Below are 22013 nucleotides of genomic sequence, written 5' to 3'. Positions count from 1 at the left end.
AGATCCTTTCGTCTCGTGCCGGCGACAAGGACTCCCTCATGCAATCTCTGCTAGACCACATTCACCCGTCCAACTGGAGCTTCCTGTGGGACGCGCTCAGCGCCTTCGCGATGCGCCTCGTGGCCGCCGCCGCGATCCTGTGGATCGGCTGGTGGGTGGCGCGCCGCATCGGCCGCTGGTTCGCCGGGCAAGGCAGCATCGACGCGACGCTGCGCCCCATCGTGCGCGACTCCGCCAAGTGGAGCGTGCGCATCGTCGCGCTGATCGGCGCGCTCTCGCAACTGGGCATCCAGACCGCGAGCATCGTGGCCGTGCTCGGCGCCGCGGGCCTCGCCATCGGCCTCGCGCTGCAAGGCACGCTGCAGAACATCGCGGCCGGCATCATGCTGTTGCTGCTGCGCCCCTTCAAGGTGGGCGACTACATCGACGGCGGCAACGGCAACGTGGCGGGCACCGTCGAGGAAGTCAACCTCTTCACCACGCGCCTCACCAAGCCGGACGGCATCTGCGAGTTCGTGCCGAACAGCGCGCTCTGGAGCAACTCGATCCGCAACTACAGCCGCAATCCCACGCGGCGCCTGGACCTCGAAGTGGAGGTGTCGGTGCGCGACGACGTGAACCGCGCTATCGACGCGCTGCGCGCGCTGGCCGACGCCGATCCGCGCGTGCTGCGCGAGCCCGCGCCGCAGGTGATGGTGAGCCGCTTCGACGACAGCACGGCGGTGCTCAACATTCGCGTGTGGGCGAAGACCGACGTGTTCTGGGACATGCGCTGGGATCTGTCGCGCAAGGTGCGCCAGACGCTCAACGACGCGCAGTGCTCGCTGCCGCTGCGCACGCGCGAGCTGCATATCGTCCAGACGCCGCAAGAGCAGCACAGCCCGCAAGCGGCCCAGCAGCAAACGCATTGAAGCGGTACGCGCGTTACCCGACGCCACGCCGACGTCAGCAGACACCACGCCGACGCCACGCGGCACCACGCCGACGCCACGCGGCACCACGCAGCACCAACGGGGCTGCTAATATCGCCTGAACCCGGCGCCCGTGCGCGCCGCCCGACCCGCGCCCGCTCATGATGTCGAACTCCCTGCCGCACGCGCCGCAATGCCTCGCGCCGCGCTTCGCCCGCCATGGCGCACGACCATGCGCACGACAGCGCGCACGGCGATGAAGACGCTTGCCCGCCGCCTGCGCGGCTTCGCCACGCATATCGTGCCGCACGGCTATCTGGCCATGCTGCTCGTGATCGACGGGCTCATGCTGGTGCACCCCGTCGTCGAAAAGGCCCTGCAGCACGTGCGCGGAGGCTGGTTCCAGGACTGGATCACGCTGCTCGACGCGTTCGGCCTGCTCGCGCTGCCGCAGGTGGTGATCGCCGTGGGCCTCGCGATCATGGCGATCGGCATTGCGCTGCGCGCCCGCGTGGCCTGGGTGCTCTCGCTGCTGCTGCTCGCCGCCGCGGCGTTCCTCAGCCTGCGGGGCGACTATCGCAGCGTGCCGCTCTTCGCCTTCACGCTGCTGCTGGCGGTCGCGCTCCTCGTCTACTGGCGCCGCTTCGACCGCACGAGCCTCGCCGCGAGCTCATTGTTCGCCATCCTGAGCATCGGCTCGTTGATGATCTACGCGGTGTTCGGCTCGCTCTATCTGGGCAAAGACTTCGACCCGCCCATCCAGAACTTCGTCACGGCGTTCTATTTCTCGATCGTGTCGATGTCGACCGTGGGCTACGGCGACATCGTTCCGCACTCGGACACCGCGCGGCTGTTCGCGGCTTCCGTGATCGTGCTCGGCATCACCGTGTTCGCGACGTCGATCAGCGCCGTGGCCGGCCCCGTGATCGGCGGCAAGCTGAAACATATCGTGAAGGGAGGGATTTCCAACGTGACCCGCAAGAACCACTACCTGATCGTCGGCGTCTCGCCGCTCGCGCACAGCGTCTACGCGGGGCTCAGGAAGCGCGGCTACGCCGTCACGGTGATCGTGACGCAGAATGCGCCGCACAGCTATCCCGAGAATGCCGACATTGTCGAGGGCGACGCCAGCGACACCGCGACGCTGCACAAGGCGAGCGCGGAAACGGCGCTTGCCGTACTGGCGCTGCGCATGGACGACGCCGAAAACGCCTTCGTGATCCTCGCCATCAAGGAACTCGCGCCGAAGGTGCGCACCGTCGCGCTGGTGAACGACAGCCGCAATCTGCAGCGGCTGCGGCTGCTGCAGCCGGACATGGTGTTCTCGCCGCAACTGCTGGCGGGCGAACTGCTCGCACGCACGCTCAACAACGAGACCATCGACAACGATCTGATTTCGCACCTGCTGTTCGGCCATTCGGAAACCCCGCAGCCGGCGCAGCCCCCCGCACCGGCCGCGCCTTCGGCCTGAACCCTGCCCGCAGCATGCGGACCGCCGGACCCGGAGCGCAAATAGCGACTATCACGCCCGCGCACGCGCAAGGCCGCCCGCATCGCCTATGCTCCTGAATCGGTAAAAGTGCGGTAAAAACGCGGCCCGTGTGCGCGCTTTGCCCGCAGCGCGTTCGTCCCGCGGCGAACGGCGCCATGGCATCCCTTCGTCCGTCCTGTCCTCATTCGCATGTCCGTCCACGCGCAAGCCCGCGGCGATGGCGCCGCGCTGCGCACCGTACTGCGCAGCGTCGGCCAGATCGTCCTGCAACGTCACGCCGGCACCGGCGCCTGCCTTGTCGCCGCGCTCGCGGTATGCGACCTGCGTCTCGCCTGCGCCGCGCTGCTGGGGGCGACGGCCGCCAACGTCTGCGCCGTGCTGGGCGGCCACGCGGACGAAGCGATCCGCGACGGCCTCGCCGGCTTCAACGGCGCGCTCGCGGCACTCGCGGCCTTCACCTTGATCGGCGATACGCCCACCGCCACGGCCGTCGCGCTGCTGGCCGCCACGGCCAGTGCCTGGATCGGCGCGGCGCTCGCCCCGCGCCTCGCGCGCGCGGGCCTGTCCGTCTACTCCACGCCGTGCCTCATCGCCACCTGGGTGTGGCTCGCGCTAAGCGCAGGCGCCCCGGCGGCCCCGCCCGCGCCGGGCCATGCGCTGACCGCGCTGATCGATCCGGGCTGGGCCGCGGCGCCCCACGCCGCCAGCTTCGGCTTGCGCACGCTCGCCGGCGTCCTGAGCGGCGTGGCGCAAAGCGAATTCGCCTCCGGCGCGCCGGCCGGGCTGCTCGTGGTGGCGGGGCTCGCGCTCTCATCGCGGCGGGCCGCCGGCTTCGCGCTGCTGGGCGCGGCGCTCGCAAGCGGCCTCGAACTGGCCTGCGGCACGCCGCTTTCTGCCTTCGACGCCGGCCTGACCGGCTTCAACGGCGCGCTGGCCGCGCTCGCCACGCTCACGCTCGGCACGCGCGCCGCAATCTGTGCGACGATGCTGGCCGCAGCGCTGCATCTCGCCGCCGTCCACTACGGGCTGCCCGCCCTGACCGCGCCCTTCGTGCTCGCAAGCTGGTGCGCCCACGCTACCGCGCGCGGGCTTCGCGGCGGGCGCCGCGACGCGGCTCCGGCGCGCGCCGCCACACACGAACCGCAAGAGACGGAGACGCCCGCGCGCGCCGGCAGCACGCGCACCGCCCCCTCCGCCCTCCGCTGACCACCCGGGAAGGAGCCGCCATGTCATTCGCCCACCGCCCCACCCGCACGGCCGCCGAAACCGGCCCGCGCTCCGCCGCCGAACAGCGGTTGCGCGTCGATCTGGCCGCCGCCTACCGGCTCATCGCGCTCAACGGCTGGGACGACCTCATCTACACCCATGTCTCCGCCGCGATTCCCGGCGAGCCCGGGCGCTTCCTGATCAACCCGTTCGGCCTCGCCTTCGACGAGGTGTGCGCCTCGAACCTCGTGAAAATCGACACGGAAGGCCGCATCGTCGGCCCGAGCGACCATCCCGTAAACGCCACGGGCTTCGCGCTGCACGCGGCGGTGCACCTCGCGCGGCCCGATGCCGTCTGCGTCATGCATCTGCACAACACGGCGGGCATTGCCGTGTCGATCCAGCGCGACAGTCTGCTGCCCGCCTCGCAGCATGCGCTGCGCTTCTACGGCCAGCTCGCCTGGCACGACTACGAAGGTCTCGCCTTCACGCCCGCCGAGGGCGGCCGGCTGACCGCGAACCTCGGCGACCGTCCGGCCATGCTGCTGCGCAACCACGGCACGCTCACCACGGGCCGCACCATCGCCGAGGCCTACGTGCTGATGGCCACGCTCATCAAGGCCTGCGAAATCCAGTTGCAGGCCCAGGCGGGCGGTGTGCCGCTCGTCGTACCGCCGGCCGAGGTCGCCGCCCGCACCGCCGAACAACTGCGCGACGGCGGCGCGGTCGAAGGCGAGCTCGAATGGCCCGCGCTGCTGCGCAAGCTCGACCGCCTCGACCCGTCGTATCGCGATTGACTCCTTCACCCCACTCATCACGGAAGACAACCATGCCGACTTTCCATATCGAACTGTTCGAAGGCCGCACCGTCGAGAAGAAGCGCGAACTCGCCGCCGCGCTCACGGAAACCACCTGCAAGGTGCTCGGCTGCGAGCCGCAAAGCGTCGACATCCTGTTCGTGGACGTGAAACCCGAGAACTGGGCCACGGCAGGCAAGCTGTGGAGCGATCCGCGCTGAGCGGCAGCGTCCCTTCTGCCGCTCGCCTATCCTTAAGATTCCTTAGTATTGCCTCACGCGATCGTCCCGGCCCCGGCGGCACCGGGACGATCCCGCCTCATCCCTGCCGAATCCGCACCTGGTCAGATTGACGCACCCGCGCGGCTGCGCGGTGTATTGACGCACATCGGCGCCGCACTCCCCGCACGCTTTCCTCGCCCCCCTTGCGCATTAGTTGATTTGAGTCAATGCGTTAGCGCATAACCGTGCGTCGCGGCGAGGTCGGCCTGCGACAAGCGAGCGCACGCCGCAGCGCAGCAAACGCGCCGCCATTGGCCTACGCTTACGCCCATCTGCACGACACGCAGGCCGCCTTCCGGCATCGCCCGTCGCGCGGAACCCTACGGCACGCAAGCATCAGGCACGTACATGGACACGTCACTCTCGGCCTTCGATCTGGCCAGGCTGCAATTCGCTTTTACCGTCTCCTTCCATATCGTCTTTCCCGCGCTCAGCATCGGGCTGGCAAGTTTCATCGCCGTGCTGGAAGCCTGCTGGCTCAAGACCGGCAAGACCTGCTACAAGGATCTCTGCCTCTTCTGGTCGAAGATCTTCGCCGTCGCGTTCGGCATGGGCGTCGTCTCCGGCGTCGTCATGAGCTACGAGTTCGGCACCAACTGGTCCGGCTTCTCCGCCTTCGCCGGCCCGGTAACCGGCCCGCTCCTCATGTACGAGGTGATGACCGCGTTCTTCCTCGAAGCCGGCTTCCTCGGCATCATGCTGTTCGGCTGGAACCGCGTGAGCCCGCGCGCGCACTTCGGCGCGACGCTCATGGTCGCCATCGGCACGCTCATCTCCACATTCTGGATTCTCGCCTCCAACAGCTGGATGCAGACGCCCCAGGGCTTCGAGATCGTGAACGGCCATGTCGTCCCCACCGACTGGTTCAAGATCGTCTTCAACCCGTCGTTCCCCTACCGTCTCGCGCACATGGCCATTGCCGCGTTCATCGTCGCCGCGCTCGTGGTGGCGGCGACCGGCGCCTGGCATCTGCTCAAGGGGCGGCGCGATCCGGCCGTCAAGACGATGTTCTCGATGGCGCTCGCCCTCCTTCTCGTGCTGGCGCCCGTGCAGGCCTTCGTGGGCGACGCGCACGGCCTGAACACGCGCGAGTATCAGCCCGCCAAGATCGCCGCGATCGAAGGACTCTGGGACACCGAGCAGGGCGGCACCGCGCTCAATCTCTTCGGTATTCCGGACATGCAGGCCGAAACCACGCGCTATGCCGTTTCGGTTCCGCACCTGGGCAGCCTCATCCTCACGCATAGCTGGGACGGCAAGATCAGGGGCCTCAAGTCGTTCCCGCCCGACGAGCGCCCGAACTCGACGCTCGTGTTCTGGACCTTCCGCGTGATGGTTGGCCTGGGACTCCTGATGATCGTGCTGGGCGCGCTGGGCGGGTTCCTGCGCCGGCGCGGCACGCTCTACGAATCGCGCGCATTCCAGCGCTTCACCTTCGCCATGGGGCCGACGGGCTTCGTCACGCTGCTCGCGGGCTGGATCACCACCGAAGCCGGCCGCCAGCCGTGGGTGGTCTATGGCGTGATGCGCACCGCGCAGGCCGTGTCGCCGCTCACGGCGCAGCAGGTCAGCATTTCGCTGATGGCGTTCGTCTGCGTGTACTTCCTCGTGTTCGGCACCGGCATCTACTACATGCTCAAGCTCATGCGCCACGGCCCCGCGCTGCCGGGCGAGCCGGGCGGCCGCGCCGCGGCCCCCGCACTGCCCGGACACCAGAGCGCGCGCCGCCCCCTGTCCGCCGCCGATCAGCTGATCGACGCCTGACCCCGGAACTTCGATCCCTCCTCAAGCAAGCGTAAAGAGGCAAGCAAAATGGATGTCACCGTCATCTGGGCTGCGATCATCGCGCTCGGCGTGTTCATGTATGTCGTGCTGGACGGCTTCGATCTGGGCATCGGCATCGTGTTTCCGTTCTTCCCCGAAGAGCACGAGCGCGACCTCATGATGGACACGGTCGCGCCCGTCTGGGACGGCAACGAGACCTGGCTCGTGCTCGGCGGCGCGGCGCTCTTCGCCGTGTTTCCGGTGGTGTATGCCACCGTGCTTTCCGCGCTCTATCTGCCGCTCGTGTTCATGCTCGCGTGCCTGATCTTTCGCGGCGTGTCGTTCGAGATTCGCGCGAAGGCCAACCGCACGAAGCATCTCTGGGATCTCGCCTTCATCGGCGGTTCGACGGGCGCCGCGTTTTTCCAGGGCATCGCGCTCGGGGCTTTCCTGCAAGGCATTCCCGTCGCCGACGGCCGCTTCACGGGCGCCCCCTTCGGCTGGCTCACGCCGTTCAGCCTGCTCGCGGGGCTCGGGCTCGTGGTCACCTATGCGCTGCTCGGCAGTTGCTGGCTCGTCGCCAAGACCGAAGGCGACCTCCAGCGCCGTCTGCACCGGCTGGTGTGGCCGCTCACCATGGTGCTGCTCGGCTTCATCGCGCTCGTGAGCGTGTGGACGCCGCTGCAGGACGCCAACATCGCCTCGCGCTGGTTCGACGCGCGGCTCTTCTGGCGGCTCGCGCCCGTGCCGCTGCTGGTGCTGGCCTGCGCGTACTGGATGCATCGCGCCGTGCGGGCGCGCCATCACAACACGCCGTTCATCGCGGCGATCGGCCTCGTGGCGCTCGGCTATCTGGGGCTGCTCGTGAGCCTGTGGCCGTATGCGATTCCGCAAAGCCTCACGCTCTGGGAAGCGGCCGCGCCGCGTTCGAGCCAGATGTTCACGCTGGTCGGCACGGCGGTGATCCTGCCCGTCATTCTGGCGTACACGACGATGGGTTACTGGGTTTTCCGCGGCAAGGTGCGCCATGGCGACACCCATCACTATCATTAAGCGCGCCACGCCGCGCCGCGCACTGCCGGGCTGGCTCTGGTTCGTGCTGCTCTGGTGCGCGGGCGTGGGCGCGGCGGTCTCGCTCGGGTTGGCGTTCAAGGTGTTGATGAACCTCACGCTCTTTGCCGTGAAGTAGGCCCCGTCCGGGGCGGCACACACACACCGCGCGCGCAGCGGCCCGACTCCGCGCTAGACTACCGGCCATCTGTCACTCACACGATAAGAACCATGCAACAGATGACCTTCATGGAATGCGTCAAGCGCACCTGGGCGAGCTCGCGCGAAGCGGCCACGCAGATGCCCGCGCTCATGCTCGGCGCCTTCGCGGCCTATACGGCGCTCGCATGGGTGGCCTTCGCCGGGCGGCCCGTGCCGGGCACGGGCGAGGTGCCCTCGGGCGGCCTCGTGTTCGCAGCCGATGTCGCTTCGCTGCTGAACTCCATCGTCTATCTCGCGTTCATCATCAAGGTGCATCGCTTCGTGCTGCTGCGCGAAGGCGCGGCGCCGCTCTTCCCGTTCGGCGCCAAACCGCTGTTGCGCATGTTCGGCGTGGGCGCCGCGCTCACGCTGGCGCTGGTCGTCACCGGGCTCGTGCTCTACGCCGTGCTGCGGCCGCATTACGCGGGCGGCGAGGCGTTCCTCGGGCTCATCGTGGCCGTCGTGTGGATCTATGTCGCCGTGCGCGTCAGCCTGCTCTTTCCCTCGCTCTCCCTCGGCAACCGCATCGATCTGCGCGCCGCCTGGCACGATAGCCGGGGGCACTTCTGGGCCCTGATCGGTGTGCCGTTCGTCGCGGTATTGCCGCTCATCGCGGTCGGCATCGTCGTGCTGATCGTCATCGGCGTGGCCGGCATCACGCCCGCCTCGCTCGCTTCGCCCGGCCGACTCCTGCTGCTCGCCGTGGGCCAGAGCGTGGGGAATCTCCTGTTCGCGCTGATCACCGCCGCGGGTCAGGCCTGGCTTTATCGGCGCCATGCCGGGCGGCTCCCCGCGCCGCCCGCGGCCTGAGGGCCGTCTGCCACGCGCGCGCGGCGCTATCACAGCGCGGCGCTACCAGACACCCGGCAGGAACCGGTAGCGCACGCGCTGCATGTAGTCCCGATAGCCGGGCAGCCCCTCGGCCAGCGTGCGCTCTTCCTTCACCGCGCGCCAGCCGATGGCCGCCATCATGAAGGGCACGCAGGCAAGCCCCCACCACGAACCCAGCATGAGCGGCGTGCCGGCAATCAGCAGGAGTGCGTACGCATACATCGGATGCCGGATGTGCGCATACGGTCCGGTGTCGGTGAGCGCGTGGCCGCGCTCGCGCTGGATGGCCACGACGGGCGACGCATAGCGGTTCGCTGCGAACACGCCGCGCGTGAGGTAGATGCAGAGAAAGATCGCCGCGGCACCCGCCACGCGCAGCCAGAGCGGCACGTGCGAGGCGCCGAAGCGCACCGCGTCGGCGCCGATCAGCACGAGCCAGGCGCACCAGCCCACCGAGACGGCGATCATGAACACCCGGTCCCACGTGCTCTGACCGCGCGCGGCATACGGCGAAAGGCGCTCGGCCAGCAACCCGGGATCCACGCGCGCGAGCCACAGGCCGATCCAGAGACTCGCAGCGGCGAACTCCGCGAGCCAGAGCCAAGCGGCCAGCCACGCGAGCGTGCCCGCCGCGCCGAACAGCAGCGCGCCCATCAGCGCGAGCCATAGCACCGTCATCCCGATCATGCGTCCGATCATGATGTCCTCCTTCGCTCCGGGCCCGGGCCCGCCCGTGGCCGATCAAGCCCGAGCGCGGCCGGCACCGCTCAGGCCGCCGGGCCGCGTCCCGTGATGCGCGCAAAGAGCGCGTCTGTGTCGAAGTCCGCAGCATCGATGCCGAAGCGCTCGCGCAGACATTCCTTGAGCGCGCCGGCGCTGGCGATCGTCTGCGCGAGGGTGCGGCGGCCCAGGGCGTCGCGTTCGGAATAGTGGTCGTTAAAGAGTGCGGCGCGGCCGTTTTCGCGCACGCCGCACACCACCAGGTTGCCCGTGAAGAACGAATCGGGCGACGTGGACGTGTACCAGTTCGCAACGTCGTAATCCACCCATTCGGCCGGCCGCGATTCGAAGCGGTAAACGTTGGCCCAGGCATCGCCTTCGCGCACTGCGAGCGTCCAGATACCTTCGGACTCCAGATCAAGTCGCGCGGGTTCGAGCGGCGTGGGCTGCGGCTCGCGCACCGCGAACGCAAGCGGCGCGCACAGCGTCGCGCCGCCAAAGCCGACGTCGGCCAGCCACGCGGCGCCCTCCACCTCCACGCGCAGCAGCATATGCGAGCGCGGCGTAACGGCATCGGGCGTGCGCCCGTACACCACGCGCGCGGCCAGCGGCGCGATGGCGAACCCCAGCGCCGCAAGCGCGCGGGCAAAGAGCGTGTTGTGCTCGAAGCAATAGCCGCCGCGCCGCGCATCCACCAGCTTCGCGACGATATCGTCGAGCCGCAGCGAAACGGGCCGCCCCGCGAACGCGTCGAGGCCCTCGAAGGGAATCGCGAGCGGATGGAGGCGGTGGAGCGTGCGCAGCACGTCGAGCGTGGCCGCACGCGGGCCGCCGTAGCCGATGCGCGCGAAATAGCGGTCGAGATCGAAGCGGCTTTCGAGCGGGTTATCAGGCAACGAAGCGGTCATGGGCCGTGCATCCGGAGTGATGCGTGCACGCTATGCATCGAAGCACGCAAGGTCAGTGATGGTCCGATGATATTCGACTTCCATCGCCCCGCCGATCCAACACTTCCTGACAATATGTAATGCAAATCGGGTGTATTGGAAAGCAATTCGTAAACGCACTGAACCCCGCAAGTAATCTTTATGAGAATCATTCTCATTTGTGTTGACTCCTATATTCCCAATGAGTACGATGGGCGTCGTTCGCTGCCTGTTGCGAGGGCGGCGATGCAGGGAATTCATGTGCAGCGGTGCCGGCGCGGATGTTGCGAACAGCAGTGCAACCAGCGCTCCGCCAGCGGGTGGAGACAGCGCGCAAACGGCATCGACATAATCAATAAGGATCTCGATGAAGTTCTCCCGGTCAGTTCGTCCCGCCGCGCTTCGTGGCTACGGGGTCCGGCGCCATCTGCCGGCGCTGCGCCAGCTCACGCTGTCCGTCGCGTTCGCGACGCTCGCGAGCAGTGCGGCCTACGCGCAGTCCAGCCCCGAAACCAACCCCGACGCCACTCCGGAAGCCCCGGAAGCCGACCTCAACATCAAGGCGCAGCCGTCCAGCTTCTGGACCGGCATCTGGAGCCGCCAGAACCTGCTCGGCGACATGGGCGGCCTGCGTCCGTGGCTCGGCAAGTACGGCGTCACGTTCGAGCTGACCGAGACGAGCGAGTACCTCGCGAACCTGCGCGGCGGCCTGAACCGCGGCGGCACCTACGACGGCCTCACCACCGCGACCCTGCAGCTCGATACGAGCAAGGCGCTGGGCATCCCGGGCGGCCTCTTCAATATCAGCGCGCTCAACATTCACGGCTCGAACCTGAGCGCGCTGAATCTCGGCACGCTGAACACGGCGAGCGGCATCGAGGCGCAGGACACCACCCGCCTGTGGGAAATGTGGTACCAGCAGTCGTTCCTCGACAAGCGCGTGGACGTGAAGATCGGTCAGCAAAGTCTCGACCAGGAATTCATGGTGAGCCAGTACGCGGCGCTCTTCGTGAACACGATGTTCGGCTGGCCTGGCCTGCCTTCGTACGACCTGCCGAACGGCGGCCCGGCCTACCCGCTCTCCGCGCTCGGCGTGCGTGCGCGCGCGCAGATCACGGGTTCGCTCACGGGCCTCGCGGGCGTGTTCGACGCCGACCCGCTCGGCAACAACCCGGCCAACCTGAGCGGCACGAACTTCAACCTGCACAACGGTGCAATGGTGATCGGCGAGCTGCAGTACTCGATCAACCAGCCCGCCGAAGGCGACCTCGTGAGCGCAGACAGCAGCAAGAAGCTGCCGGGCACCTACAAGCTGGGCTTCTGGTACAACAGCGACACGTTCACCAACCAGCAGACGTCGGCGCCGATCAAGGGCAACTACAGCATCTATGCCGTCGCCGACCAGATGGTCTGGCGCCCGGACCCCGACGAGCCGCGCAGCATCGGCGTGTTCGCGCGCGTGATGGGCGCGCCGAACGACCGCAACGAGGTGAGCTATAGCGCCAACCTGGGCGTGGTGATGAAGGCGCCGTTCGCCGGCCGCGACAACGACAGCGTGGGCCTGGGCCTCGCCTACATCAAGATCAGCAGCGCCGCGGCCGCCGCCGACCTCGCCAACGGGTTCGTGCAGCGCGGCAGCGAAACGGCGCTCGAAGCGACCTACCAGTATCAGGTCAATCCCTGGTGGCAGCTCCAGGCCGACGCGCAGTACACGTTCAATGCCGGTGCGGGCCAGAACCCGGACAACCAGACGCAGGCGCTGCGCAACACCTTCGTGGTGGGCCTGCGTACCAACATCACGTTCTGAGCGTCCGCATAAACGCAACCGATCGAAACCTGAGCCCATGGCCAACACCAAGTCCTCGCGAGCCCTTCCCGACCTGAGCGCCGAACCCGGCGCCTGCGGCACGCGGCACGCTCGCGGGGCACGGAGATTCACGATGAAACACGCAATGCGCACGCTCCTGCAACGCACGACCCACGCCCGGCGCGCCGCGCTCGCCCTCGCGGCCACGGCCACGCTGGGCGCCGCCCCGCTCGCCGCTCACGCCGCCGCGGACGGCCTCTTGCCGCAGATCCACAGGGACACCACCCTCATCAATACGGTCCCCGACAACGGCGACCAGAACCCGTACGCGATCTTCGTGGCGCCGGTCAGCGCGGGCGCCGTGAAGCAGGGCGACGTGCTGGTGGACAACTTCAACAACGCGGCCAACCTGCAGGGCACGGGCAGCACGATTGTCGATTACCACCCGGACACGAAGCAGATGTCGCTCTTCGCGACGATCCCGCGCGACCTCAAGGAATGCCCGGGCGGCGTGGGCCTTTCCACGGCGATGACCATGCTCAAGTCGGGCTGGGTGATCGTGGGCAGCACGCCCTCCAACGACGGCACCACCGGCACCAAGGGCGCCGGCTGCCTGATCGTGCTCGACAGCAACGGCAAGATCGCCAAAACCATCAGCAGCCCGAACATCAACGACCCGTGGGGCAACATGGCCGTGGTCGACAACGGCGACCATGCCACGCTGTTCGTGAGCAACGCCGGCTTCGGCGTGGGCAGCGCGGACGGCAACCCGCCCGTGTTCAAGCAGTCCACGGTGCTGCGCCTCGACCTCGACATTCCGGACGGCCAGGCGCCGGCGGTGAAGAGCGAGACCGTGGTGGCGAGCGGCTTCGGCGCCCAGGCCGACAAGGGCGTGTTCCTCGTCGGCCCCACGGGCCTCGCGCTCTCGGGCGACAACAAGCTGCTCTATATCTCCGATGCGATCGGCAACCGCATCAACGTGATCGAAGATCCGCTCACGCGCGACACGAGCGCAGGGGTTGGCCGTCAGCTCACCGCAGATGGTATGCTCCACCGCCCGCTCGCGATGGTCGTGACGCCGCAGGGCCACCTGCTCGTCACCAACGCGCTCAACGGCCAGGTCGTGGAGATCGACCCGGTCGCGGCAAAACAGCTTTACGCCCGCTGGATCGATACCGACAAGGCGCAGACCCCCCCGGGCAACGGCGACCTGTTCGGCATCGCGCTGACGCCGGCGGGCGACGGCTTCTACTACGTGGAAGACGACGTCAATACACTCGTGCTGGCCAAATAATCATGTCCTCCGAAGATACCCGCAACCCACCCGAGCGCCCCGCGCGCCGGGGCTTCCTGAAGGCCGGCAGCGCCGCGGTGGCCGCCGGCGCCACGCTCGGTGCAGGTCTCGCCGCACCGGGCTCGGCGCGCGCGGCCATGGAAGCGAACAGGCATGCGGCGCATGCCGACCCGATGCTCGCCGTCGAGCCGTTCTACGCCGAGCACCAGGGCGGCATCGTCACGCCGCAGCAGTCGCACACCTATGTGGCCGCCTTCGACCTCGCCACGACCTCGCGCGGCGACGTGATCAACCTGCTGCGCCAGTGGACCGAGTCCGCCGCGCGCATGACGCAGGGCAATCCGGCCGCCTCGCTGCAGGGCAGCGGCGACGATCACCCCGCCGCCGATTCGGGCGACGTGCTCGACGTGGGCCCCGCCGGCCTCACGGTGACGTTCGGCTTCGGCCCCGGCCTCTTCACGTCCGAAGGCAAGGACCGTTACGGCCTCGCCAGCAAGCGCCCCGCCGCGCTCGTCGATCTGCCGCGCTTTAACGGCGAGCAGCTCGTGGCCGAGAAAACCGGCGGCGACCTGTACGTGCAGGCCTGCGCGAACGACGCCCAGGTGGCCTTCCACGCGGTGCGCCAGCTTGCGCGCCAGGGCTACGGCATCCTGCGCATGCGCTGGGGCCAGGCCGGCTCCCTCACGGGCGCGAAGGGCCAGACGCCGCGCAACCTGATGGGCTTCAAGGACGGCACCAACAATCCGCCCACGACCGACCCGAAGCTCATGAACCAGTTCGTCTGGGCCACGGCTGCCGACGCGCCGTGGATGCAGGGCGGCACCTATACGGTCGTGCGCCGCATCCGCATCACGCTCGAGCACTGGGACCAGATGGAGCTCGGCTTCCAGGAGCAGGTGTTCGGCCGCCGCAAGTACAGCGGCGCGCCCATCGGCAAGGACAAGGAATTCGACGCGGTCGATCTGGACGCGCAGGACAAGGACGGCAATCCGCAGATTCCGGACAACTCGCACGTGCGCCTTTCGAACCGGGCGTCGAACAACGGCGCGCAGATCCTGCGCCGTTCGTACTCCTACAACGACAGCGCAAACTTCTACATCGAGCGCTGGCCGCCGTGGCGCCAGGAAACCGAATATGACGCGGGCCTCATTTTCATCGCTCACCAGAGCGACCCGCGTACGGGCTTCATTCCGATCAACGAAAAGCTCTCGAAGTTCGACATGATGAACCAGTTCACGACCCATATCGGCAGCGCGGTGTTCGCCTGCCCGCCGGGCGCGAAACCGGGTTCGTATATCGGCGCAGAGCTGTTCTCGGCCTGACTCCGGCCCGGCATGCAAGCTCCGGCCGGACCCGTGGATTTGCTCCCCGGGCCCGGCCTCCGGATTTGACCTGAATTTGACCTGATAAAGACGCTCCTCTTCATCAACGGATAACGACACACCATGAAGATCTCGCTCCCCGGCGCGCCGCTGCGTGCCGCCGCCCTGAGCATCGCGCTCGCCGTCGCCGGCACGCTGCCGCTCGCCGCCCACGCCGCGTCGATCACGCTGTACAACGCGCAGCACGAGCAGGTCGTGAACCAGCTCGCGAAGGACTTCCAGCAGCAAACCGGCATCAGCGTGAACATCCGCAGCGACGAAGGTCCGGCGCTCGCGGCGCAGATCATCGCCGAAGGCGACAAGACGCCCGCCGACGTCTACTTCACGGAAAACTCGCCCGAGCTCATGCTGCTCGAAGAGAAGGGCCTGCTCGCCCCCGTGCAGGGCGCAACGCTCTCCGAAATCCCCTCGCGCTACAACTCGCCGGCCGGCCAGTGGGTGGGCGTGACCGCGCGTGAAAACGTGCTGGCGTACAACACCGCCAAGGTGCAGCCCTCGCAGCTGCCGCAAACCCTGTTCGATCTCGCGAAGCCCGAGTGGAAGGGCAAGGTCGGCATCGCGCCGTCCGACGCCGACTTCCTGCCGCTCGTCGACGCCGTGATCGCCGCCAAGGGCGAAGCCGCGACGCTCGAATGGCTCAAGGGCCTGAAGGCCAACTCGCAGATCTTCGACGACGACGAAGGCGTGGTCGCCGCCGTGAACCGCGGCGCCGTGGCCACCGGCATCATCAACAACTACTACTGGGACCGCCTGCACGCCGAGATCGGCGACGGCAAGACGCGCAGCGCCGTGGCGCACTTCGCGAACGGCGACATCGGCGCCCTCGTGAACGTTTCGGGCGCGGCCGTGCTGAAGTCGGCCCACAACCCGGACGGCGCGCAGAAGTTCCTCGCCTACCTCGTGAGCGAGCGTGCGCAGAAACTGATGGCCCAAGGCCACATCAGCTTCGAGTACCCGCTGCGTCCCGGCGTGGCGGCGGACCCGATCAACAAGCCCTTCAACCAGTTGAACCCGCCGTCGCTCACGATCGAGCAACTGGGCGACGACAGCCAGGCCGGCAAGCTGCTGCGCCAGGCGGGCCTGCTTTAATCAACGCAACTGCAAAGCCAGCCTTATCGTGAGTGAAGCTGTCACCACGGCGCCAGCCATGCAGGAATCGCCCGACCACGACACGCCGCCATGCGTCACCGCGCGGCGGCGTGTGCCGCGCGCGCTCGTCGCGGCCGCGCTGCTCGGGCCCCTGCTGGTGCTGCTGCCGCTCGCGCTGACGTTCTGGCGCGCGCTTTCGTTTGGATTCGCCGACGCTGCCGACCTGATCTTCAGGCCGCTCGTCGGCGAACTGCTTGTCAACACGCTCTCCATCACGGTGAGCGCCACGCTCGCTTCGGCCGTGCTCGGCACCGCCGTCGCGTGGTTCGTCGAACGCACCGACCTGCCCGGCCGCCGCGCCTTCGCGCTGCTCGCCGCCGCGCCGCTCGCCATGCCCGCGTTCATCACGAGCTATGCGTGGGTGTCGCTGAGCCTCGATCTTCAGGATTTCCTCGGCGCGTTCATCGTCATCACCACCGCGTATTTCCCGCTCGTCTATCTGCCCGTGGCCGCCGCGCTGCGCGGGCTCGATCCGGCGCTCGAAGAAAGTGCGCGCGCGCTCGGCTGCAACCGCTGGGCCACGTTCTTTCGCGTGGTGCTGCCGCAACTGCGCCCCGCCCTGCTCGGCGCGATGCTGCTCGTCGCGCTCGGCGTGCTGGCCGAATTCGGCGCGTTCCAGCTGCTGCGCTTTCGCACCTTCACGACCGAGATCTACGCCGAGTACCGCACGAGCTTCGACGGCGGCGGCACTTCGCTGCTCGCCTGCGTGCTGATCGTGCTGTGCCTCGCGGTACTCGCACTCGAATTCCGCGTGCGCGGCCGCGCCCGCTACGAACGCGTCGATCGCGGCACGCGCCGCGCCGTGACGCGCCATGCGCTCGGCCGCTGGCGCTGGCCCGTGGCCGCCGCCTTCACCGCGCTCAATATCGCCACGCTGGGCGTGCCGCTCGGCATGATCGGCTACTGGCTCACGCAGCCGGGCGCGGAAGCGATCACGCCCGCCGACGTCTCGCCCGAACTGCTGCTCTCGACGACGTTCGCCTCGCTGCATCTCGGCCTCGTGGCCGCCGTCTTCACCACGGTGCTCGCGCTGCCGCTCGCCTGGCTGCTCGCGCGCTATCCGGGCCGCCTCGCCACCTTCCTCGAACGCACGACGTTCGTGGCGCAAGGGGTGCCCAGCATCGTCATCGCGCTCGCGATCGTCTCGCTCGCGGTGCACGTGCTCACGCCGCTCTATCAGAGCACCACGCTCCTGATCGTCGTGTACGGCATCCTCTTCCTGCCGTTCGCGCTCGTGAGCGTGCGCGCCGCGCTGCTGCAGGCCCAGCAGCGGCTCGAAGACACGGCCCGCTCGCTCGGCCTCGGCTGGCTCGAAACGCTGCGCCGCGTGGTGCTGCCGCTCGCGGGACCGGGTCTCGGCGCCGCGGCCTCGATGGTGTTCATCTCCGTCGTCACCGAACTGAACGCGACGCTGCTGCTCTCGCCCATCGGCACGCGCACGCTCGCGACCCAGGTGTGGATCGACACTTCGACGCTCGCGTTCGCCGCCGCCGCGCCCTATGCCGCGCTGCTCACGGCGCTCTCGCTCACGGCTTCCGGCCTGCTGTTCGCGTTCGCGGGGCGCTCCGCGCTCGCCGCGCACTCGCCCACGCCGCCCGAAGCTGCGCCCTGACCGTCTTACCCGTACCGCCCATGAGCACTCTTCGCATCTCCGGCCTGCAAAAGGCGTTCGACGGTCATCCCGTGCTGCACGGCATCGATCTTTCCGTGAAGTCGGGTTCGCTCGTTGCCCTGCTCGGGCCTTCGGGCAGCGGCAAGACCACGCTGCTGCGCGTGCTGTGCGGCTTCGAGCGCGCCGATGCGGGCACCATCGAAATCGACGGCAAGCGCGTGGCGGCCGAAGGCCTGCACCTGCCCACCGAGCAGCGCCATATCGGCTACGTGCCGCAGGAAGGCGCGCTCTTTCCGCACCTCACGGTGGCCGAGAACATCGTGTTCGGGCTGCCGCGTTCGCAGCGCCGCGCGCGGCATCGCGTGGCCGAACTGCTCGAACTCGTCGGACTTCCGGAGTCCTATGCAATGCGCGCGCCGCAGCAGCTTTCGGGCGGCCAGCAGCAGCGCGTGGCGCTCGCGCGTGCGCTCGCACCGTCGCCCGGCCTCGTGATGCTCGACGAACCGTTCTCCTCGCTCGACGCCGCACTGCGCATCGAAACGCGCGAAGCCGTGGCGCGCGCGCTCGCCGCAGCGGGCGCGACCGCGGTGCTGGTGACGCACGACCAGGCCGAAGCGCTCTCGCTCGGCCACGAAGTTGCGGTGCTGTGGCGCGGGCGGCTGCTCCAGACGGCTTCGCCGCAGGCGCTCTACCGGCACCCGGTCACGCGCGAACTGGCGACGTTCATCGGCGAAGCCGTGCTGCTGCCGGGCAACGTGAGCGGCTCGCGCGCCCACTGCGTGCTCGGCACGCTGCCCGTGGTGGAGGGTTCCTCGCACACCGATGGCGAAGTGGACGTGATGCTGCGCCCCGAACAGATCGAAGTGCTGCCCGAGACCGCACAGCGCGAAGGCGCGCTCGATGCGCTCGTGCGCGAGATCAGCTTCCAGGGGCAGGATGCGGCGCTCACGCTGCAATTGATCGACTCGCCCACCACCGTGCGGGCGCGCGTACCCGGCTACCGCACGCCGCGTCCGGGCGAGCGCGTGCGGCTCGCCGTGGGCGGCGAAGTGAGCGTCTATCCCCGCTGACGCCGCACCGCAAGATCCTGAACCATCTGTTGTGCCAGGTAATCGCAGGTGGGCCGGTTCGACTTGACGCTGCGCGCGACAACGATATCGAGCGGCTCGATCTTCGGCAGCCCTTCGTCCGCCCCGAGAATCGCGAAACGCGGCGGCACGCTGCAGCGCGTGAGCGCGACGACGGCAATGCCCGCCTCGACCGTCGCCAGCAACCCCATCAGACTTGCGCTGCTATAGGCCGCGCGATAGCGGATGCGCGCCGCGTCGAGCGCCGCCACCGTATGCACGCGCGCCACGCTGCCGTGCTCGTAGAGCCCCACCGGCAGCGGCGACATGGCGAGCGGCGCGGGGTCGTCCGCCGCGCCTACCCAGACCATGTCCTCGCTGCGCACGAATTCGCCGCGCAGCTTGCGGTCGCGCGTGACGAACGCGAGATCGATCTTGTTGTCCGCCAGCATCGGCCCGAGCGCGACGCTCTGCGCGCAGACGATCTCGATCTCCACATGCGGATAGAGCGTGGAGAAGCGCCGCAGCACGGGCGAGAGCAGCGCGGCCATGTAGTCGTCGGGCGCGCCCAGCACCACGCGCCCCGTCACCTCCGGCCGCACCAGCGCCGACCACGCCTCTTCCTGGAGTTCCAGCGCGCGCCGCGCATATTCGAGCAGCGTATTGCCGGGCCGCGTAAGTGCGAGATTGCGCGTGTCGCGCGTGAACAGCGTGGTGCCGAGCATCTGCTCGAGCCGCTTGACCTGCATGCTCACAGCCGCCTGCGAGCGGTGCACGACGGCCGCCGCCCGCGTGAAGCTGCCCGCGTCGGCCACGGCGACGAAGGTCCGCATGAGGTCGAGGTCGAATTCCGGGCTCATGATTTATCAGCCGCGTTGATGGAATTGTTCAATTTAATTCGTTTGCCTGTAGAGCGCAACTGACGAATACTGGGCCGGTTTTCAGCGTCCTTTTTCCTTTCGCTGCGCCTGCCCCTTTCGTCATTGCGGACTCCCACCATGCAACCCCTGCCCCAGACCAGCCAGCGACAAGGCGCGATCATGCTCGCCAGCGGCGGGCTGCTCATGGGCACGATCGGCGTTTTCGTGGAAGAAGCGCGGCTCTCCGCCATGACGCTCGTGTTCTTCCGCTGCCTCTTCGGCATGCTCTCGCTCGGGGCGTTCTGCGCCTGCAAGGGCTGGCTCTCGCCGCGCCAGTTGAAGAGCCAGTTCACGCGGCGCACGCTCGGACTCGCGCTGGCCACGGGCGTGCTGATGGTCACGCAATGGGTGGCCTTCTTCGATTCGATCCATCGCACGAGCATTGCGGTCTCCACCGTCGTCTTCCACGTGCAGCCGTTCTGGGTCGTGCTGATGGGGGCCGCGCTCTTTCACGAGCGCCTGGGGGCGGACCGGCTCGGCTGGATCGGCATTGCATTCGTGGGCCTCGTGCTGGCCTCGGGCGTTCTGGCCGAAGGCAGCTTGCAGGGGCATCAGCGGTATCTGATCGGGATTGCCGAGGCGCTGGGCGGCTCGGTGCTCTATGCGAGCGTCACGCTGATCGCGAAGAGCCTGGCGGGTTTTCGGCCGCACCTGCTTACGATCACGCAATGCGCCGTGGGCACGATCTGCCTGCCGCTGATCGCACCGTTCTTCGCGCCACTCGAACTCGCGCATATTTCGGCCGCGCAATGGGGCTGGCTCGTCGGCATGGGGGTGCTGCACACGGGGCTTTCTTACGTGCTGATCTACGGCGCGCTGCCGAAGCTCACCACGCCCGTGATCGCCGTGCTGTTGTTCGTTTATCCGCTCACGGCGATTGTGGTCGATGCGGTGGTGTACGGACGCGCGTTGAGCGTGCCGCAACTCGCCGGCATGGTGCTGATCGTGACGGCGAGTCTGGGCGTCAATCTAGGATGGCGGCTGGTGCCGCCGATGTTGGCGAGAGCGCGGCGTTAGGAAACGGCGCGTTGCCGCTGGCGTAACGCTATCTGGCTAGCTCGATAGTGCCGCTCGGCATGCCTCGCCGCCACCACGCTCGCCAGGCTTTCTCAACGCCCGGGACGGGAAAACACGTTGACGAGATTCCCGTCCGGGTCGCGCAACAAGAGCGAGCGATTGCCCCAAGGCATCAATGTGGCCGGCATCACGACGGTTGCCCCGGACGCATTCACCCGTTCGAACACCGCGTCAACGTCCTCCACTTCGAACTCCAGGATTGCCGATTGATTGGCTGCGGCAATCGCCGCACCGACGTTGAAAAGCTTGATCAGGTGCTCGGACGAAATCGCCAGCGTCACGCCCTCGAATCGCATTTCGGCAAATCCATCGGCCAGACGTACAGCCTCGATCCCGGAAAGCCGCTGATAAAACGCCACCAGCTTCTCGACATCCGGGGTAACCACTCGAACCGATGCGAACTTCATTTTTCGCTCCTCGACAAGAAAGGAGCCTCAGTCTACCGGTCCATACTGTCAAATTCTGGCAGTATGGTTTGGCTGGCAACCTGATTTAACTTGCACCAATCACGGAGCAAGGTCGAGCCGAGTGCATCGGCAAGCGTCTGGCCGCGCACGCGTGCGATACCGCCGCTCAACGCAGAGATGCGTTACTCATCGGTTTTATTTGAATGGCGCTTTTTGAGGGTTATAAGACCTTTGCGCCACTCCCTTCGCGTTCCATACTTCGTGTGCAAGATCAATCACGAAGTGGAAAGGAACGGAAAATGAGGCTCAAGAACAAGTCAGCTTTGATTACGGGCGGTACCAGCGGCATCGGCCTCGCAACGGCGAAGCTGTTCATTGCAGAAGGCGCCCGGGTAGCGGTTACCGGTCGCGACGACGCCGTGTTCGAGCGCGTGAAGGCAGAGCTTGGCGAGCATGCACTCGTTCTCAAGGGCGACGTACGTTCGATCACGGACATGCGAGCGATTGCCGCTGAGGTAAAAGAGAAGTTCGGCGGCCTGGATATCGTATTCGCCAACGCGGGCTGGGCTTTCCCGTCCGCCGTCGACGACATCGACGACGCGCTCTACAGCGAGATCATGGACATCAACGTCAAGGGCGTGGTGTTCACGCTTCAAGCGGTTCTGCCGGATTTGCGAGAAGGTTCCTCAGTCATCCTCAATACGTCGTTCGTCGCGCAGACCGGCCAGCATGGCATCTCGTTGACTGCGGCGGCGAAGGCCGCCGTGCGGTCGCTTGCCCGCAGTTGGTCGTACGAATTTCTCGGCCGCAAAATCCGCTTTAACGCGATCGCACCCGGTGCAATAGACACGCCGCTTCTCGGCAGGTGGGGCATGCCCGACCAATGGGTTCGCGACCGTAAGGCCGAGTTCGCCCAGGCCATTCCGGTGGGCCACATGGGCAAAGCCGAGGACATTGCCTACGCGGCACTCTATCTCGCCAGCGACGAATCCTCTTACGTTGTCGGCACCGAACTGGTCGTCGACGGCGGCGCCTCGCAGCTTTAAGCCTGCGGTTCTCGACCCTTGAGCCGGACCAGCCATCCCGGCTCATCGCCGGCTCGATCACACGTCCGCCACG

The 22013-nt window shown here is 67.7% G+C and carries 21 protein-coding genes; 17 read left to right on the top strand and 4 right to left on the bottom strand.

Annotation, left to right across the window (positions count from 1 at the left end):
• Positions 1-38 precede the first annotated feature (38 nt).
• The 9 genes from BFE01S_RS01250 (at position 39) to BFE01S_RS01210 (ending at position 8512) form a co-directional block, all read left to right on the top strand.
• The gene (locus tag BFE01S_RS01250; protein WP_028224023.1) at positions 39-911 is read left to right on the top strand and encodes a mechanosensitive ion channel family protein; all 873 of its coding nucleotides are present in this window, start codon (positions 39-41) and stop codon (positions 909-911) included.
• Positions 912-1167: 256 nt separating this feature from the next.
• The gene (kch, locus tag BFE01S_RS36960; RefSeq protein WP_042337048.1) at positions 1168-2382 is read left to right on the top strand and encodes a voltage-gated potassium channel protein; all 1215 of its coding nucleotides are present in this window, start codon (positions 1168-1170) and stop codon (positions 2380-2382) included.
• Positions 2383-2592: 210 nt separating this feature from the next.
• Positions 2593-3609: an urea transporter gene (locus BFE01S_RS36955; RefSeq protein WP_063834396.1), complete on the top strand. Its 1017-nt coding sequence runs from the start codon at positions 2593-2595 to the stop codon at positions 3607-3609.
• A gap of 20 nt (positions 3610-3629) precedes the next feature.
• Positions 3630-4406, top strand: coding sequence for a class II aldolase/adducin family protein (locus tag BFE01S_RS01235; protein WP_028224022.1), 777 nt, complete (start codon positions 3630-3632; stop codon positions 4404-4406).
• Between the two features lie 32 nt (positions 4407-4438).
• Entirely contained in the window at positions 4439-4627 is a 189-nt protein-coding gene (locus BFE01S_RS01230) for a 4-oxalocrotonate tautomerase (protein ID WP_028224021.1), read from the top strand.
• 408 nt (positions 4628-5035) lie between these two features.
• The gene (locus tag BFE01S_RS01225; protein WP_028224020.1) at positions 5036-6451 is read left to right on the top strand and encodes a cytochrome ubiquinol oxidase subunit I; all 1416 of its coding nucleotides are present in this window, start codon (positions 5036-5038) and stop codon (positions 6449-6451) included.
• Between the two features lie 48 nt (positions 6452-6499).
• Positions 6500-7504: a cytochrome d ubiquinol oxidase subunit II gene (gene cydB / locus BFE01S_RS01220; protein ID WP_028224019.1), complete on the top strand. Its 1005-nt coding sequence runs from the start codon at positions 6500-6502 to the stop codon at positions 7502-7504.
• The gene (locus BFE01S_RS44910) at positions 7479-7640 is read left to right on the top strand and encodes a hypothetical protein (RefSeq protein ID WP_169742581.1); all 162 of its coding nucleotides are present in this window, start codon (positions 7479-7481) and stop codon (positions 7638-7640) included. The genes cydB and BFE01S_RS44910 overlap by 26 nt, the downstream gene beginning before the upstream one ends.
• Before the next feature lie 92 nt (positions 7641-7732).
• On the top strand, positions 7733-8512 hold the full coding sequence (locus BFE01S_RS01210) for a hypothetical protein (RefSeq protein ID WP_028224018.1): 780 nt from the start codon (positions 7733-7735) through the stop codon (positions 8510-8512).
• Positions 8513-8554: 42 nt separating this feature from the next.
• Here BFE01S_RS01210 and BFE01S_RS01205 read toward each other — a convergent pair whose 3' ends face one another.
• Both BFE01S_RS01205 and BFE01S_RS01200 read right to left on the bottom strand, forming a co-directional pair.
• Positions 8555-9232 carry a methyltransferase family protein gene (locus tag BFE01S_RS01205; RefSeq protein ID WP_028224017.1) on the bottom strand — a complete coding sequence of 226 codons (678 nt, stop codon included), beginning with the start codon at positions 9230-9232 and terminating at the stop codon, positions 8555-8557.
• Positions 9233-9300: 68 nt separating this feature from the next.
• A complete protein-coding gene (locus BFE01S_RS01200; protein WP_042336959.1) occupies positions 9301-10161 on the bottom strand; it encodes an arylamine N-acetyltransferase family protein in 861 nt (286 codons plus the stop codon).
• Positions 10162-10546: 385 nt separating this feature from the next.
• On the opposite strand from BFE01S_RS01200, the gene BFE01S_RS01195 reads away from it, so the two are divergent.
• The 6 genes from BFE01S_RS01195 (at position 10547) to BFE01S_RS01170 (ending at position 18493) form a co-directional block, all read left to right on the top strand.
• Positions 10547-11986 carry a carbohydrate porin gene (locus BFE01S_RS01195; protein WP_028224015.1) on the top strand — a complete coding sequence of 480 codons (1440 nt, stop codon included), beginning with the start codon at positions 10547-10549 and terminating at the stop codon, positions 11984-11986.
• A gap of 133 nt (positions 11987-12119) precedes the next feature.
• A complete protein-coding gene (locus tag BFE01S_RS01190; RefSeq protein ID WP_245621000.1) occupies positions 12120-13280 on the top strand; it encodes an NHL repeat-containing protein in 1161 nt (386 codons plus the stop codon).
• Positions 13281-13282: 2 nt separating this feature from the next.
• Positions 13283-14602, top strand: a complete 1320-nt coding sequence (gene efeB / locus BFE01S_RS01185; protein ID WP_028224013.1) for an iron uptake transporter deferrochelatase/peroxidase subunit — start codon at positions 13283-13285, stop codon at positions 14600-14602.
• A gap of 123 nt (positions 14603-14725) precedes the next feature.
• Positions 14726-15751, top strand: a complete 1026-nt coding sequence (locus BFE01S_RS01180; protein ID WP_028224012.1) for an iron ABC transporter substrate-binding protein — start codon at positions 14726-14728, stop codon at positions 15749-15751.
• A 58-nt stretch (positions 15752-15809) separates the two neighbouring features.
• On the top strand, positions 15810-17423 hold the full coding sequence (locus BFE01S_RS36950; protein ID WP_042336958.1) for an ABC transporter permease: 1614 nt from the start codon (positions 15810-15812) through the stop codon (positions 17421-17423).
• Positions 17424-17443: 20 nt separating this feature from the next.
• On the top strand, positions 17444-18493 hold the full coding sequence (locus BFE01S_RS01170; protein ID WP_028224011.1) for an ABC transporter ATP-binding protein: 1050 nt from the start codon (positions 17444-17446) through the stop codon (positions 18491-18493).
• Here BFE01S_RS01170 and BFE01S_RS01165 read toward each other — a convergent pair.
• Entirely contained in the window at positions 18481-19350 is an 870-nt protein-coding gene (locus BFE01S_RS01165) for a LysR family transcriptional regulator (protein ID WP_028224010.1), read from the bottom strand. The genes BFE01S_RS01170 and BFE01S_RS01165 overlap by 13 nt on opposite strands.
• Before the next feature lie 138 nt (positions 19351-19488).
• Between BFE01S_RS01165 and BFE01S_RS01160 the strand changes: the two genes are divergently transcribed.
• Positions 19489-20427, top strand: coding sequence for a DMT family transporter (locus tag BFE01S_RS01160; protein WP_028224009.1), 939 nt, complete (start codon positions 19489-19491; stop codon positions 20425-20427).
• A 92-nt stretch (positions 20428-20519) separates the two neighbouring features.
• On the opposite strand, the gene BFE01S_RS01155 is transcribed toward BFE01S_RS01160, so the two are convergent.
• Positions 20520-20894: a VOC family protein gene (locus BFE01S_RS01155; protein WP_028224008.1), complete on the bottom strand. Its 375-nt coding sequence runs from the start codon at positions 20892-20894 to the stop codon at positions 20520-20522.
• A gap of 299 nt (positions 20895-21193) precedes the next feature.
• On the opposite strand from BFE01S_RS01155, the gene BFE01S_RS01150 reads away from it, so the two are divergent.
• Entirely contained in the window at positions 21194-21940 is a 747-nt protein-coding gene (locus tag BFE01S_RS01150) for an SDR family oxidoreductase (RefSeq protein ID WP_028224007.1), read from the top strand.
• Positions 21941-22013 lie beyond the last annotated feature (73 nt).

This window comes from Paraburkholderia ferrariae NBRC 106233 (assembly GCF_000685035.1).
GTDB lineage: Bacteria > Pseudomonadota > Gammaproteobacteria > Burkholderiales > Burkholderiaceae > Paraburkholderia > Paraburkholderia ferrariae.
Note: the sequence above shows the minus strand (reverse complement) of the source record. Positions and strands in the feature narration are given on the sequence as shown.